This window comes from candidate division KSB1 bacterium (assembly GCA_034506255.1).
GTDB classification, from domain to species: Bacteria; Zhuqueibacterota; Zhuqueibacteria; order Zhuqueibacterales; family Zhuqueibacteraceae; genus Coneutiohabitans; species Coneutiohabitans thermophilus.
This window is the reverse complement of the sequence record JAPDPX010000014.1, coordinates 1-17,311: the sequence shown is the minus strand read 5'-3', so window position 1 is coordinate 17,311 and position 17,311 is coordinate 1. Positions and strand designations below refer to the sequence as shown.

At 63.0% G+C, this 17,311-nt stretch carries 3 protein-coding genes; all 3 read right to left on the bottom strand.

Annotated elements, in window-relative coordinates; all coding sequences use genetic code 11:
* Positions 1 to 174: 174 nt before the first annotated feature.
* The gene (locus ONB52_21185; GenBank protein ID MDZ7418647.1) at positions 175 to 7,896 is read right to left on the bottom strand and encodes an amino acid adenylation domain-containing protein; all 7,722 of its coding nucleotides are present in this window, start codon (positions 7,894 to 7,896) and stop codon (positions 175 to 177) included.
* A gap of 977 nt (positions 7,897 to 8,873) precedes the next feature.
* A complete protein-coding gene (locus tag ONB52_21180; protein MDZ7418646.1) occupies positions 8,874 to 16,742 on the bottom strand; it encodes an amino acid adenylation domain-containing protein in 7,869 nt (2,622 codons plus the stop codon).
* Positions 16,743 to 17,042: 300 nt separating this feature from the next.
* Positions 17,043 to 17,311: phosphopantetheine-binding protein (locus tag ONB52_21175; protein MDZ7418645.1), on the bottom strand; the 269-nt coding region annotated here is incomplete at its 5' end.

Sequence of the window (17,311 nt, the reverse complement as noted above, 5' to 3'; positions counted from 1 at the left end):
CCACCTTTCGCTGTAATCAAGCAACGTGGCATCGGACCATGACACAGACAAACTTGTCTGCTGATCAGGCAGGCAGAATGCCTGCGCTACGACGTTTTCGCGACAACCAAAGTTGAACCGCGAAATCTTCTGTAACCATCCTTCTCCTGCTGCACCTGCGGCCGTGTCCCATTCTCAAACCGTCAGCAGGCGGCGCAGCTCGTGCAGATAATTTTTCGCCAACTGCTCGATGGTGCGGCGTTGGTGCAGACGACGGCTGTAACTGAAGCGCACACCCAACTCACCGCCGGTGATGATGCCAATGACATAAATCACCGCACTGCGCCGGCCTTCGGGATGCTGTTCGGGGCCGGCGGATTCCGGCGCGACCGCGAACGGCAGGGCCTCGCCGGCGGCGGGATCGAATTGATCGAACTGGCCGAGATAGTTGAAATTCACCGGCGCGGCGGGCAGCGCACGCAGCGGTGCCGTGGCCTCGCGATCGGCGCAGAGATGACGCAGCAGGCCAAAACCTATGCCGTGGTGGGGAATGGCGCGCAATTGCGTTTTGACTGCTTCCAGCATTACCCGCGGCTCGCGTGCCTGCTCCAGATCGAGCCACACCGGATATTGGCTGGTAAACCAGCCGAGGGTGCGTGAGACGTCGAGACCCGGCAAAATATCTTCACGGCCGTGGCCTTCCATGTCGATCATGAGCTGGCGCCGGCCGGTCCATGGCGCAAATGCCGACACCAGCGCCGCCAGCAACACGTCGTTAATTTGGGTGCCGTGTGCCGCCGGCAGATGTTGCAGAAGCTTCCGGGTTTCCCTGGCATTCAGGGAAACCGTCACGTGATCGCTGTCGCCATAGGTGTTGCTGCCACCCGGAAAATCCACGGGCAAGGCCGGCATCTGCTGTGCCGCCACTTCCCGCCAGTGGGCCAGCTCCTGCTTCAATTCGGTGGATTGTGCATACTGCACCAGCGCGCGCGCCCACGCCTGAAACGAAGTGGTTTTGGGCGGCAGGCTCACCGGCTGACCGGCTTGGAGTTGGCGATAGACCCGCAGCAAATCCTCCAGGAACAGCCGCAGCGACACGCCGTCCACCACGAGGTGATGCAGAATGAGCAGCAGGCGGTGGCTCTGCTTCGGTCCCAAATCCATGTAGCACACGCGCAGCAGCGGCCCCTCCGCCAGGTTCAAGCTGGTTTGCATCTGCGCCGCCGTGCTTTCGATCGCTTCCTTGCGGCGGCGTGCCGGTGTTTGGGAAAGGTCGACATGCACGAACGGCGTTTCGCCTTCGAGGCCGGCGAGATATTGCCGCCAGCCCGCGGCCGTGCGCTGGAACCGCAGGCGCAGGGCATCGTGATGTGTCAGCAGAAGCTGCACGGTTTGCGCGAGCATCGCGGGATCGAGCGGCTGCGCCATGGCCAGCATGATCGAAGTGTTCCAGTGATGCAACGCCGTGTCATGCCGGCTGAAGAACCAGTGCTGAATCGGCGTGAGCGGCACCGGGCCGGTAACCAGTCCCTGCTCGGCAACCGCAGTTGTGCTCGTGCCGGCCACTGCCGCGAGGCCGGCAATGGTTGGATGCTGGAACAACAACTTCGGCGTGAGCTGGATGCCGGCCTGGCTGGCGCGTGCGATCATTTGAATGCTCACAATCGAATCGCCACCCAGCTCGAAGAAGTTGTCGTGCACACCGATGGGTTTGACCCCGAGCAATGACTCCCAGATCTCCACCAATTTTTCCTCGCTGGCAGTGCGGGGGGCGACATAGCCTGCGTTCGACTCGTCCCGTTCGAATGACGGTGCCGGCAAGGCGCGGCGGTCGATCTTGCCACTGGGCGTCACCGGCAACGAGGGCAGGGTGACGAAGAGAGCCGGGATCATGTACTCCGGCAGCCGACTGCCGAGAAATTCGCGCAGCTCTGCGCTGGCCGGCGCAGACTCTGCGCGCGGCGCCACATACGCCACCAACTGCCGTTCGCCCGCCCGGGCCTCGCGCGCCACCACCGCCACTTCGCGCAGCCCCGGGTGTTGTGCCAGCACCGTCTCAATCTCGCCCAGCTCGATACGAAAACCGCGCACTTTGACCTGCTGATCGAGGCGGCCGAGAAATTCAATGGTGCCATCCGGCAGCCAGCGCGCCCAATCGCCGCTGCGGTAGAGCCGGCTGCCGGGTTCAGTGCTGAAGGGGTTGGGAATGAATTTCTCCGCGGTCAAATCCGGCCGGCGGTGATAGCCGCGCGCGAGGCTGACGCCACCGATGTACAACTCGCCCGCCACGCCGACCGGCACCGGTTGCAGATGTTCATCCAAAATGTAAAGCTGCACGTTGGCGATCGGCCGGCCAATGGGAATGCCGGCCTGCTCCGGCAACTTCTCCACCCGATGGCACGAGGCGCACACCGTGTTCTCGGTTGGGCCATAAGCATTGATGAAGCGCCGCCCCGGTGCCCAGCGTGCCGCAATCTCACGGCTGCAGTTTTCACCGGCGGAAACCAGCGTGTGCAGTGCCGGCAGCGCCTCCGCCGGCAGCACCGCCAGCAGCGAGGGCGGCAGCGTGACCACCGAGATCGCCTGCGCGCGCAGCGCGGCGAGCAACGTGTCGGGCGCGAGCAGGGTCTCCGGCTTGATCAAACAAAGCGTCGCGCCGCTGATCAGGGCCGTGAAAATTTCCGAAACCGAGGCATCGAAGCTGAACGGCGCAAATTGCAACACCCGGCTTTCCGGCCGAATGGCAAACTCCCCGATTTGTGCCCGCACCAAATTGATCAAACCGCGCTGCTCGATGATGGCGCCTTTGGGCACGCCGGTGGAGCCGGAGGTGTAGATCATGTACGCCGGATGCTGCGGCAACACCGTGACGCCGGGATTGTCGGCGGCATGGCGCGCCAGCAGCGGCCGGACGCAATCGAGCTCGACGACGGTGAGACCATCGCCGGGCAGCATCGGCCGCAACCCGGAAGTGGTGAGCACGACGCGCGGTTGTGCATCCTGCAGCATGAAGGCCAGACGTTCGCGCGGATAAGCCGGATCGAGCGGGAGGTAGGCACCGCCCGCCTTCAACACCGCCAGCAGCGCGATCACCATTTCCAGACTGCGCGGCAAACTGACGGCCACCAACACTTCCGGCCCGACGCCCAGGCTGCGGAGATAATGCGCGAGTTGATTGGCGCACCGATTGAGCTCGCCATAGCTGCAGCGTTCGTCTTCGAACTGCACCGCCACCGCTTCCGGCGTTTTCGCCGCCTGCTGCTCGAACAGTTGCTGAATGTTTTGCGCCGGCGGCCACGTCACCGCGGTGGCATTCCAGTCGTTGACGATTTGTTGCTGCTCTTCCGGGATGAGCAGCGGCAAATGAGCGACGCGGCGGTCGGGATCGCCGGCCATGCCCTGCAGCAATCTTTCGAGGTGACGGGCGAGGCGCGCGATGGTGGCGGCGTCGAAGAGATCGGTGTTGTATTCGAAAGTCGCCGCGAGCCCCTCGCTGGTTTCCGTCATTTCCAGCGACAGGTCGAATTTGGCGGTGCCGCTGTGCACCTCCAGCGGGCTCATGCGCAGGCCGGGCACCTGCCGGCCGGCCACTGCCTGCTGCTGAAAAACGAACATGGTTTGAAACAGCGGGGTGTGGCTGAGATCGCGCTCCGGCGCGAGCGCCTCGACCAGCATCTCGAACGGCACATCTTGATGCGCATAGGCCGCCAGCGCGGTCTCGCGAACGCGGCGCAGCAGCTCGCGCACGGAGGGATTGTCCGCCAGTTGCGTGCGCAGGACGATGGTGTTGGCGAAAAAGCCGATCAACCCTTCCAGCTCGGCGCGGTTGCGGTTGGCGATGGGCGTGCCGACGCAGATGTCCTTTTGATTGCTGTAACGCGCGAGCAAAACTTGAAAAGCGGCCAGCAGCGTCATGAACAGTGTGGTTCCCATTTGCCGGCTCAACTCCTTCACCCGCCCGGTCAGGTCCGCCGGCAGCATGAAGTTCAATTGCGCGCCGCGGAAGCTGTGCACTGCCGGCCGCGGCCGGTCGGTGGGCAATTCCAACAGCGGCGGGCAGCCGGCGAGCTGCTGCTTCCAATAGGCCAACTGCCGCTCCAAAATTTCACCCTGCAGCCATTGGCGCTGCCATGCGGCAAAATCGGCATATTGCACCGGCAGCGGCGGCAACGGCGACGGTCGATCGTTGCGGAAAGCATCATAGAGCAGCGCGACCTCCCGCAGCAGCACGCCCATCGACCAGCCGTCGGAAATGATATGGTGCATGGTGAAGAGCGCGACATGATCCTCCTGTGCGAGACGGATGAGCTTCACGCGGAAAAGCGGGCCCTCCGCCAAAGCGAAAGGCTGTTGTGCCTCGGCACGCGCCAGCCGCATCACTTCGGCCTCGCGTTCGGTGGCAGGCAGCCCGCTCAGATCGATCACCGGCAGGGACCACTGCAGCGCGGGCGTGATGACCTGACGCGGCCGGCCCTCCTCGGTGACGATGCGGGTGCGCAGAATTTCGTGACGTGCAATGATGGCAGTGAGGCATTTTTCCAAAATGGCCGGATCCAGCGCCCCCTCCAGTCGAACCGCCGAAGGAATGTTGTAGAACGGATTGTTCGGTTCCAGCTGGTCGAGAAACCAGAGGCGCTGCTGCGCAAAAGACAGCGGCAGATCACCTTCCCGCGACACCGGCGTGAGCGGCGGCGCTTGCAGCCCCTGAGCGGTCAAGCGCGCCTGCTGAAGCTGTTGCGCCAGCCCGGCAATCGTCGGCGCATCGAACAGGCTGCGCAGCGGCAACTCCACCTGCAGTGCTTCGCGCACGCGCGAGAGCAGTTGCGTCACCAGCAGCGAATGGCCGCCGAGCTCGAAGAAATTGTCATGCACGCCGACGCGCGGCACGTTCAACACCTGCGCCCAAATGCCGGCGAGAATTTCCTCCTCGGGCGTGCGGGGCGCAACATAGCTGCTCTCGTGTGCCGCGGCGGGTGCCGGCAGGGCGCGGCGATCCACCTTGCCGTTGGGCGTGAGTGGCATGGCAGCGAGCGGCACAAAGAACGAAGGCACCATGTGTGCCGGCAATCGCTGCTGCAGAAAGGCGCGCAGCTCCGGCAGCACGGCATGCGTCGCCGGTGCACCCTCGCCCGGCGGCGCGGGAGTTCCCTGCGCAGCGTCGGCAGCCGTTGGCGGATCCAGCACGACATAAGCCACCAGTTGCTGTTCCTTCGGCGAGTCGCCGTGCACAACCACCGCGGCAGCACGCACCGCCGGATGCTCCCGCAGCCGCGTTTCGATTTCACCGAGCTCGATGCGAAAACCGCGCAGCTTCACCTGCTGGTCGAGGCGGCCGAGGAATTCGAGATTGCCGTCCGGCAAATAACGCGCAAGATCGCCGCTTTTGTAAAGTCGCGCGCCCGGCCGGTTGCTGAAGGGATCGGGGAGGAATTTTTCCGCGGTCAAATCCGGGCGGTTGAGATAGCCGCGGCTGACGCCCACGCCGCCGATGTAGATTTCCCCTTCGACACCCACCGGCACCGGTCGCAGCAGGTGATCGAGCACATAAATTTCCACATTGTCGATCGGCCGGCCAATCGGTACGGTGGTCGTGGTGGGGATTTGCTCGACACGAAAAGTGGTGGCACACACCGTGCATTCCGTGGGCCCATAACCATTGATAAAACGCCGGCCCGCGGCCCAGCGCACGGCAATTTCCCGCGGACAGCTTTCCCCCGCCGAGACCAGCGACCGCAGCGCCGGCAGCGGCGTCTCCGGCAACATCGCCAGCAGCGAGGGCGGCAGCGTGACGGCGGAAATTTTTTGCGCGCGCAACACTTCGAGCAATGCCGGTGGCGAAAACACGGTTTCCTGCGGCACCAGATGCAAACAGGCGCCATGCGCCAGCGTGACGAACACTTCCTCCACCGAAGCATCGAAGCTGAAGGAGGCAAACTGCAACGTGGAACTGTCGGCATCGATGCCGAAGGCCTTGCCCAGCGCCTGCACCATATTCACTGCGCCGCGATGTTCGAGCATGACGCCCTTGGGCCGGCCGGTGGACCCGGAGGTGTAGATGACGTAGGCGAGATTGGCGGCAGTGGCGCGACACACCGGTCGTTGCGTGCTCTCGCGGGCAATCGTTTCCCACTCGGTGTCCAAACAGACGAGCTGGCCGCGATGGGCGGTGAATTTTTCGCGCAAGTGACTTTGGGTGAGCGCCACCGGCGCCGCGGCATCCGCGAGCATGAAGGCCAGCCGTTCTTCGGGATAAACCGGATCCATCGGCAGATAGGCGCCGCCGGCCTTGAGCACACCGAGCAGGCCGATCACCATTTCCCGCGAGCGTTCGACGCTGATGGCGACGATGGTCTCCGGGCCGACGCCGAGCTTTTGCAGAAAATGCGCGAGCTGATTGGCGCGCTCATCCAATTCGTGATAACTGAGCCGGCGGCCCTGCATGATCAGCGCCGGCGAGTCTGGCGTTTTTTGCACCTGCGCTTCGAAGAGTTGGTGCAAACACAGGTGCGCAGGGAAAGCGGCCTGCGTCGCGTTCCAGTCCACCAGCAGGCGCCGGCGTTCAGCCCCGCCCAGGAGCGGCACCTGCGCCAGTTTTTGTTCCGGCCGCGCCACGAAGCCGCGCAGCAGATTGGCGAAGTGATCGAGCAATTGGCGAATGGCGGCCGCGTCGTAGCTCCGGCCGTCATAGACGAGACGCAACAGCAGCTCATCGGCGGGGCCGGCAACCACGGTCAGGGGATAATTTGTCTGCTCCGCGGTGCGCACCTCTGCGATGCGCAGACTGCCGTTGCCGCCGGCCGCCGGTGCAACTTCGGCGACGGGAAAATTTTCGAAGACAAAAATGTGTTCAAACAACGGCGTCCCGCGGCTGACGGCACTCCAGCCTTGAATCTGCACCAGCGGGCTGTACTCGTACTGCCGCAGCTCTGCCTGCTGCCGTTGCAGCGCCTGCAACCACGCCGGCAACGACTGGCGCGGGTCGATTTGCACGCGCACCGGCAGGGTGTTGATGAACAGACCGATCATCTTCTCCGCGCCCGGCAACTCGGCGGGCCGGCCGGAGACCGTGGCCCCGAACAGCACGTCGTGCTCGCCGGTGTAGTGACTCAACAGCAATGCCCACGCGCCCTGCACCAGAGTGTTGAGGGTCACCTGCTGCCGGCGCGCAAAGGTTTGCAGTGCGGCGGTGAGTTCGCGTGACAGTCGAATTTCTTGTTGCCGGGCAGCAGTGGCCTCTGCGCCGTTTGTGTGATACGGACGGCGGTGCAGCGGCAGCGGCGTGGGTGCATGCCAGCCGGCGAGCTGCCGGCGCCAGAAATTTTCCGCCGCAGCCATGTCCTGCCGCCGCAGCCAGACGATGTAATCGCGGAACGGCAGCGGTCGCGGCAATTGCGGCTCCTGCCCGCGCACAAAGGCCTCATAGCACAACAATACCTCCTGCAGCAGCAGCGGCAGAGACCAGCCGTCCAGCAGGAGATGATGATAGGTCCACACGAAGCGGTGGGTGTCGGGCGCGGTGCGCAGCAGCACCAGCCGCAACAGCGGGCCGCGGCTGAGATCGAAGCCCTGCAACCGCTCACGTTGCAGCAAATCCTCCAGCCGCTGCTCCTGCTCCACCGGCGACAGGGCGGACCAATCTTCGCGGCGCAGCGGCAGGGGCAGCGTGCGATGCACCACCTGCACCGGCTCTTTGAGATTTTCGCTGAGAAAGCTGGTGCGCAGGATGGCATGCCGCGCGATGACGCGCTGCCAGGCGCGCTCAAACGCCTCGGGCTGCAGGCGGCCGCGCAGCGTGCAGCACAACTGTTCCACGTACACGCCGGAATGCGGTGCGTACAAACTGTGAAACAGCATGCCCTGCTGCATCGGCGAGAGCGGGTAGAAGTCTTCGAGGTTTTTCCGGTCGAATGTCGTCATGAAACTCGCGAGAAAAGAGCGAAAGCAATGCTGCACTGCCTCCCGCAGCGCAGGATGTTCAATGTCACTAACTTTTTAACCTGAATTTTGCCCCCGGATTGATCCCCTCCGCGAACAACGCCGCTTTGATCGCGACGCCCAACCACCCAAGGGGTGGTGCATAAAAATTTTGCCGGCGAACGTGCTGTCAACTCCGGTAGGAGTGAACTGTTTTTAGTGAAGCGGCATATCGCATTTCCCAAAACGCCGTCAGGAGTGACCTGCGTGATTCTCCTAAAAAGCCGCGTCAGATCATGAGAAATTCTACAGGTCACTCCTAACGGAGTTTAAAGGCAAGCCAGATGCCCATGTCTACAAACAGTTCACTCCTGACGGAGTTTTGGGAACACGCCATTTCTCCCGGGCAACAGCAAGCCCGCATGCCAGATTCAGGTAGCACAGAGATCTTGTCGGCCTGCAGGCTGGATGCCTGCGCTACGGTATTTTCGTGGTCAGAAGTGACCTGCTTGGTTCTCCTCAAAAAAACCGCGCCAGATCATGAGAAATTCTACAGGTCACTCCTAACGGAGTTTAAAGACAAGCCAGATGCCCATGTCTACAAACAGTTCACTCCTGACGGAGTTTTGGGAACACGCCATTTCTCCCGGGCAACAACAAGCCAGCATGTAAAATTCAGCCACTAACTTTTTCAAGAAAGTCATGACAGGAAGATGTATGGCAAAAAGATATTCAAGTTTCTTACCAAGCGACTAAGAGTGTTTTTGATGAAAACCCGCCCACATATTTTTTGCCATTCATTTTCCTGTCATTATTTTTGAATTGTTTTGCCCGCAATTGGCTTGCCTTTTCGAAAAGTTAGCAGCATTGAGCTTCCAGCCTGCCCGCCGACAGGATGTCTGCGCTGCACAACTCCTCCCACGAAATCCAAAAGATTTTTCCGTGGGACTTCATTTTCGTGGGAGGAAAACTCGACGCCTTCACGGCAGCGCCTTGTCGATCTCCTGCAAAATGCCGGCAAGTTCCTGCTGATCCCAGCCGAAATCCGCAAAGGCCGCGGTCTGGTCACCGGCGGAACGGCAGCGGGCGATAATCTCCTGCAGCTTCGCCTTGAAATTTTCCGCCACCGCCGCGATGGTTTCGCGGCGATGCAAATGGGTGCTGAAAGTCCATTCCATCTCCAAACGGCCGCCCTGAATGCCGCCGTTGAGCTCGAGCACGTGCGTGCGCAAACCGGCAGGGCTGCGCTCCGCGCCCGGCGCTTCCGGCGCGGCCGTGAACCATGCCGGCCCCCCGCCCTCGTGATCCCTCTGCCCGAGATAGTTGAACAGCACCGGCGCCGGTGGTTGTGCCCGCAGGCCGGCGGCCTGCTCGTCATCCGCGCACAAGTAACGCAACAAGCCGTAATGAAAGCCGCGCAGCGGAATGCGACGCAACTGATCCCTCACTGCGGACAGCGCCTCGACCGTGGTGGCTGTTGCGGTGAGATCCAACACCACGGGATAAATCGTGGTGAACCAGCCCACCGTGCGGCTGACCTCGAGATCGGGGAAAAGATCTTCGCGGCCATGGCCTTCCAGATCGAGACGCACGCGCGGCATGCCGGTCCATTCCGCCAGTGCCGCCGCCAGCGCAGTGAGCAACACCTCATTGATCTCGGTGTGATATGCCGCCGGCACCTCCCGCAGCAAGGTTGCGGTTTCCTCTTCGCTCAACGCCACGGTCACCTCCGCCGCCGAGGCCTCGGTATTGCGGCCGGCGGGAAAATCCAGCGGCAACGCGGCGGTGGGGCTTTCCAACAGCTTTTGCCAGAACGCCAGCTCGTCGCGCACCGTTTCCGAGCGCGCATGTTCGACCAGCCGTTGCGCCCATTGCTGATAGGAAGTCGTTTTGGGCGGCAACTGCGGCGGTTGGCCGGCGCCGAGCTGTTGATAGGCCAGCAGAAAATCCTGCAGCAGGATTTGCCAGGAGACGCCGTCCATCACCAGATGATGGGCAACGATGAGCAGGCGTGCCGGCCGGGTTTCACCCAAATCGAAATAAGCGACGCGCAGCAACGGGCCGTCGCCGAGATGCAAACTGGCCTGCAAACGTGCGGCTTCGGCGGTGATCGCGGCGCTTTGTTCCGCCGCGGGCAGCGCAGCGAGATTCACCATCACGAATGACTCCGGCTCTTCCGCGGTGAATCCGGCATGGTATTGCTGCCAGCCGCTTTCATTGCGCTGAAAACGCAAGCGCAGCGCATCGTGATGCTGCAACAGCGCGCTCACCACCTGCCGCAGCCGGCTGGGATCGAGCGGTTGCGCGAGTGCAAAGAAAACCGATTGATTCCAGTGATGCGGCTCGGGCACATTCTGTTCGAAGAACCAGTGCTGGATCGGCGTGAGCGGCACCGGGCCGGTGACGGGACCCTGCTCCGCGACCATCGCGCGTGTCGCGCCGGCCACCGCCGCCAGCCCCGCCACGGTGGGATGCTCGAAAAGCTGCCGCGGCGTCAAGCCCAATCCCGCCTGTTTGGCGCGCGCGATGACTTGAATGCTGAGAATCGAGTCGCCGCCCAGCTCGAAGAAATTGTCGTGCACGCCGACGCGGCTGACGCCCAACACCTGCTGCCAGATCGCGGCGAGCGTTTGTTCCGCGGGCGTGCGCGGGGCGACATAAACATTCTCCAGCTCCGGCCGGTTCTCGCCGGGCGCTGGCAGGCTGCGGCGGTCCACCTTGCCATTGGGCGTGAGCGGCAGCGCAGCAAGGGTGATGAAACTTGCCGGGATCATGTACTCCGGCAGTTCGGCGCGGAGAAACTCGCGCAACTGCGCCGCGGTCGGTGCGGCCTCGCCGGCCGGCACAACGTAAGCCACCAGCCGGCGCTCGCCACCGGCACCCGTGTGCGCCACCACCGCGGCTTCGCGCAGACCGGGATGTTTGGCGAGTACGGCCTCCACTTCGCCCAGCTCGATGCGGTAGCCGCGAATCTTGACCTGATCGTCGCGGCGGCCGAGATATTCCATTTCACCGCTGGCAAGATAGCGCACGAGATCGCCGGTTTTGTACATCCGCGCGCCGGGCTCGCTGCAAAACGGATCGGGCACGAAACGCTCGGCGGTCAAATCGGGCCGGTTGAGATAGCCGCGCGCCACGCCCGCGCCACCGATGTACAACTCGCCGGGCACGCCAATGGGCACCGGTTGCAGATGGGAATCGAGCACATACACGCGGGTGTTGGGAATGGCGCGACCGATCGGCACCGCTTCACTGCCCGGCCAGTCCGGCGGCACGCAATAGACCACGCAGCCAACCACGGTCTCAGTGGGGCCGTACTCGTTGAACAACAGCGTGGCCGGGGCATGCCGCCGCCAGAAGGCAATATGTTTGGCGGTGAGATTTTCACCGCCGATGACAAAAGCCGCAGTCACCTTCCCCGCCCTCTCCGCGCCGAGCTGCTGGCCGAGCACGTCGAGATGCGCCGGGGTGATTTTGATCAGGCTGAACCCACCCTGCGTTTCCAGCACACGACTCAACGCCTCGATCTCCAAACCCTCGGGCACAAGCTGCACGGTTTTGCCAACCAACAGCGGACTGAACAAGCCGGTGACGGTGGCATCGAAGGCGAGCGGGGAATGCACCAGCGCGCCGCTGCCCTGCGACAACGGATACGCTGCGAGGCACCAGTTCAAATAATTGTTCAAACCGCGGTGGGTGATGAGCGTGCCCTTGGGCCGGCCGGTGGAACCGGAAGTGTAGATCACATACACCAGATTGTCCGGCGTGATCGTGACCGGCAGATTGCTGTCCTCTTCACCGGCGAATTGTTGTGCCTCCTCATCCAGCAGGATCACGGGCAGATCGTGAGCAGGCAGCCGCTCCAGAAGTTTTCGCTGGCTGAGCAACAGTGCAACGCGGGAATCCTCCAGCATGAACGCCAGACGCTCGCGCGGATAGGCGGGATCGAGCGGCACATAGGCGCCGCCCGCCTTCATCACCGCGAGCAGCGCCACCAGCATGGCCGGCGAGCGTTCGAGACACAGGCCAACCAGCACCTCCGGCCCGACACCGCATTTTTGCAAATGGCGGGCGAGGCGGTTGGCGCGGCGGTTGAGCTCGTCATAGCTGAGCAGCTCCCCGTTGTACCGCACCGCCACCGCTGCCGGCGTTTCTGCCGCCTGTTGCTCGAAGCGTTGATGCAGACAACGATCGAGCGGCTGGTCATCGCGCCGGCCGTTCCATTCCACCAGCACCTTTTGTGCTTCCCCGGCGGTGAGCAATGGCAGCCGGGAAAGCGGCCGGTCAGGCTCGGCGGTGGCGGCGTCCAGCAATCTTTCAAAATGCGCCAGCAAACGGCTGATGGTGGCGGCATCGAAGAGATCGGTGTTGTATTCCAGCGCGCCGCTGAAGTGATCCTCCTCCTCGACCATGAACAGGGTCAGATCGAATTTGGCGGTGCCGCTGTGCGCCTCGAACGGGCTCAGGGTCAGACCGGGGGAGATGCCCTGCGCTGCGAGCGGCGTGTTTTGCAGGGCGAACATCACCTGAAACAGCGGCGCGTGGCTCATGTCGCGTTCGGGCGCCAGCGCGTCCACGATTTTTTCAAAGGGCACATCCTGATGGGCATAAGCGCCGAGCGCCGCATCGCGCACGCGCTGTAACAGCAGCCGGAAGCCCGGGTCGCCGGAGAGGTCGCCGCGCAACACCAGCGTGTTCACGAAGAAGCCGATCAATGGCTCCAACTCGGCGCGATTGCGGTTGGCGATGGGTGTGCCGACGCATATATCATCCTGTCCGGAGTAGCGCGCCAGCAACGCCTGCCATGCCGCCAGCAGCGTCATGAAATGGGTGACGCCTTCGCGCCGTGCCAATGCGCGAATCTTTGCCGACAGCTCGGCGGAGAGGGAGAAGGTTTGATAATCGCCGCGATAACTCTGCATTGCCGGCCGCGGCCGGTCGGTGGGCAACTCCAGCAGGGCGGGAATGCCATGGAGCTGCCGTTTCCAATAATCGAGCTGCGCCGCCAGCACCTCGCCCTGCAGCCATTGCCGCTGCCAGGCCGCGAAATCGGCATACTGAACCGGCAGCTCGGGCAGCGGCGAAGGCTTGCCCTTGGAAAAGGCTTCGTACAGCACCGCCATCTCCTGAATCAGCACGCTGGTGGACCAGTCGTCGGAGATGATGTGATGCAGCGTCAGCAGCATGACGTGCTCGTCCGGTTGCAGCCGCAACAACGTGGCGCGCAGCAACGGGCCGGTGCTGAGGTCGAACGGCTGCTGCGCCTCGTGCCGTGCCAATCGCCGTGCCTCGGCTTCGCGTTCCGCCGCGGGAAGCGGCGAGAGATCGATCAGCTTCAGGGGAATGGTGAGCGCGGGCGCGATCACCTGCCGGGGCTTGCCGTCGAGGGTGACGAACGTGGTGCGCAGCACCTCGTGCCGCCGCACGATTTCATTCAAACTTTTTTCGAGGAGGGCGGCCTCGAGGCCGCCGGTGAGGCGCACGGCCTCGGGAATGTTGTAGAACGGGCTGTTGGGCTCGAGTTGATCGAGGAACCACAGGCGTTGCTGCGCAAAGGAGAGCGGCAGCTCCGGCGTGCGCGGCACCGGTCGAATCGGCGGGGCTTCCACGCCCTGCGCCGCCGAGAGGATTTCGATTTTCTCCGCCAAACCGGCGAGGGTGGGGAATTCAAAAATATCGCGCAGCGGCAGTTCGACGCGCAACACATCGCGGACGCGCGAGACCACCTGCGTGGCCAGCAGCGAATGGCCGCCGAGATCGAAAAAATTGTCGAAAGCGCCGACTTTCCCGACACGCAGGACCTGCGACCAAATGCCGGCCAGTATTTCCTCCACCGGCGTGCGCGGCGCAATGAAATCCTCCTCCGGCTGGCACAGGGTGCGGTCGGGCGCCGGCAGCGCGCGGCGGTCAACCTTGCCGTTGGGCGTCAGTGGCAGCGCGGCGAGCGTGACGAAATCCGAGGGCACCATGTATTCCGGCACTTTTTCCAGCAGGAATTTGCGCAGCTCGCTGCGGCCGGGCACGGTTTCATTCGCAGGAACGATATAAGCCACCAGCCGCTTCTCGCCGGGCTTGTCCTCGCGCACCAGCGCCGCCACCGCCTTGAGCTGGGGATGCTGTGCCAGCGCGGTTTCAATCTCGCCCAGCTCGATGCGATAGCCGCGAATCTTGGCCTGATGATCGATGCGGCCGATGAACTCGATGTTGCCGTCCGGCAAAAAGCGGCCGAGATCGCCGGTGCGATACATGCGGCTGCCGGGAATCCCGCTGAAGGGATCGGGAACGAATTTGGTGGCGGTCATCTCCGGCAGGTGATGATAGCCGCGCGCCAGCCCTGCGCCGCCCACGCAGATTTCACCGGCCACCCCGATCGGCACCGGTTCGAGATTGGCATCGAGAATGTAGATTTTGGAATTCGCGAACGGCCGGCCGATGGGCACCACGCGCTCATCGGGCAGATCGAGTTTGCCGCCGGTCTCGAAGAAGGTGCTGTCAATGGTGGCCTCGGTGAGGCCGAAGGAATTGATCAACCGCGTGTCCGGTCCGCAAAAGCGCTGGAATTTTTTGTATTCGCTCACGTACCACGTGTCCGAGCCGGCGATCAGCAGCCGCATGAAATCGACCTTCTGGCCGGTTTCGTCGAGATACTGGATCAAACCGCGCAGCACCGCGGGCACGAACTCGGCGCAGTTGACCTGCTCGCGCCGCATCAGCGCGTAGAGCTGGTCGGGGGCCATCATCACCTCGCGCGGACAGAGCACAAGCTTGCCGCCCGAGCACAGCGCGCGCACGAAATCGCCGGAAAAGACATCGAACGAGAAGCTCGCCATCTGCAAATGCGAACGCGCCACGGTGAGCAGGGTGTAGGATTTTTCCCACGCGAGATATTGATTCACCAGCGTGCGATGCTCCAGCAGCGTGCCCTTCGCCCGGCCGGTGGAGCCGGAGGTGTAGATGGCATAGATGAGATTTTCCGGCCGCACCGCACTCACGGGGTTGCTTTCGCTTTCGCCGGCGAGTTGCGGCCAGTCGGCGTCGAGGCAAAACACGCGGCCGTGAAACGGCGGCAAATCCGGCAGCAGCCTGTGCTGCGTCAGCAAAATCGCCGCGCCGGAATCCTCGAGCATGTAGGCCAGTCGTTCCTGCGGATAGGAGGGATCGAGCGGGACGTATGCGCCGCCGGCTTTCATCACCGCCATCACCGCAACAATCATCTCCGGTGATTTTTCGGCGGCAATGGCGACGCGCACTTCCGGGCCGACGCCAAGCTTTTGCAGATGATGGGCGAGCTGATTGGCGCGGCGATTGAGCTGATCATACGTGAGGTATTGCCCGTTGCAGGCCACGGCCACCGCCTGCGGCGCCAGCTCCACCTGCCGTTCGAAAAGATGATGCACGCAGCGATGTGCCGGAAAATCGGCGCGCGTGTCGTTCCACTCGACCAGAATTTGCCGGCGCTCCGCCGGTGACAGCAGCGGCAGCCGGGACAGGCGCTGATCGGGATCGGCCACCACGCCGTCCAGCAGCGTGAGATAATTGCCCAGCAATCGCCGAATGGTCGCCGCCTCGAACAAATCGGTGTTGTATTCCGCGGCGACCTCCATGCCCTCCGCCTCCTCGGCGAGTGACAGGGTCAAATCGAAGGTCGAAGTGCCGGTTTCCGCCTCCACCGGGGTGATCGTCAAGCCGGGCAGTTGCTGCGCCGTCACCGCCGCGTTTTGCAGAATGAACATCACCTGAAACAGCGAGGAGTGACTGGTGTCGCGCTCCGGCTGCAAGACTTCGATGAGCGTCTCGAACGGCACATCCTGATGGGCATAGGCCTCGAGGGCCACTTCGCGCACGCGGCGCAGCAGCTCGCGAAAGCCGGGATCGCCGCTGAGATCGCTGCGCAGCACCAGCGTGTTGATGAACACGCCGATCAGGCTTTCGATTTCTGCGCGGTTGCGGTTGGCCACCGGCGTGCCCACGCAAATGTCCGTGAGGCCGGTGTAGCGGTGCAGCAGCACTTTGAAGGCGGCCAGCAGGGTCATGAACAAAGTGGTGCCGGCGCGCCGGCTGAGCTCCTTGAGATCGGCCAGCAGGCGCGCGGAAATTTTCACCGCTTCATTGGCGCCGCGGTAGGTTTGCACCGCCGGCCGCGGCCGGTCGGTGGGCAGTTCCAAAACCGGCAGACTGCCGCCGAGTTGCTTCTTCCAATAGGCAATTTGCCGCTCCAGCACCTCGCCGGTGAGCCACTGGCGCTGCCATTCGGCGAAATCGGCGTATTGAATCGGCAGCTCGGGCAGCGGCGAGGGCAGGCCGCGCGTGAAGGCATGATACAGCGTGGTCAGTTCATGGATGAACACGCCCATCGACCAGCCGTCGGAAACGATGTGGTGCATGGTCACCAGCAGGATGAAATCCCGTTCGGCGAGCCGGAGCAGCGTGGTGCGCAGCAGCGGGCCGCGGCGCAGATCGAAGGGTTGCTGCGCTTCCGCGTTGGCCAGTTTTTGCGCTTCGGCTTCCCGCGCTGACGGCGGCAAATGGCGCAGATCGATTTGTCGCAGCGGGATCTCCAGTGCGGCATGAATCACCTGCACCGGCTGACCGTCGCGGGTTGCGAACGTGGTGCGCAGCGCTTCGTGGCGCTGTACGATTTCGGCAATGGCCGCGGCCAGCGCCGCGATGGCAAGTTCGCCCTGCAACCGGAAGGCCGAGGGAATGTTGTAGAATGCGCTGTTGGGCTCGAACTGGTCGAGAAACCACATGCGCTGCTGCGCGAAGGAAACCGGGAAGACGTAAACTTCCTCGTCGATCATCGCGCGACCGTCATCAGGTGGCGATTGTTGGGTATCGGATTGGATCATGCGCTTGCTGCAAAATGCCTTTTTGACAAACTGATGAAATTTTCACTGCCGGCAGACAGGATCTCTCCGCTACGTGACTCCTCCCGCGAAAACCAAATTTTTTTCCGCGGGACTTCATTTTCGTGGGAGAAAAACTTGCTACTGTTGTACTGCCTCCCGCAGACAAGATGTCTGCGCTACGTTTCGCCTCGGCTGCCGGCAGACAGAATGTCTGCGCTACGTGACTCCTCCCACGAAAACCCAAATTTTTTTCCTCGGGACTTCATTTTCGTGGGAGAAAAGGCGCGGTTCGTCTTGTTTCTACTTGGCAACCTCACCGCTCAGGCTCGAGCGTTTCACCCGTCTCGTCTCGCGCGCCACGCGCGTGATCGCCGGCGCTTGTGCCGGCGCGCTGCTGCGAACCTGCTCAACCGCCTTGGCCAGCTCCGCCACGGTCGGGCCTTCAAACAGGCTGCGCAGGGGCACTTCGACTGCAAACTCGTCCCGCAGCCGCGACATGAACTGCGTCGCCAGCAGCGAATGCCCGCCCAGCTCGAAAAAGTTGTCGTGTATCCCGACACGCTCCACAC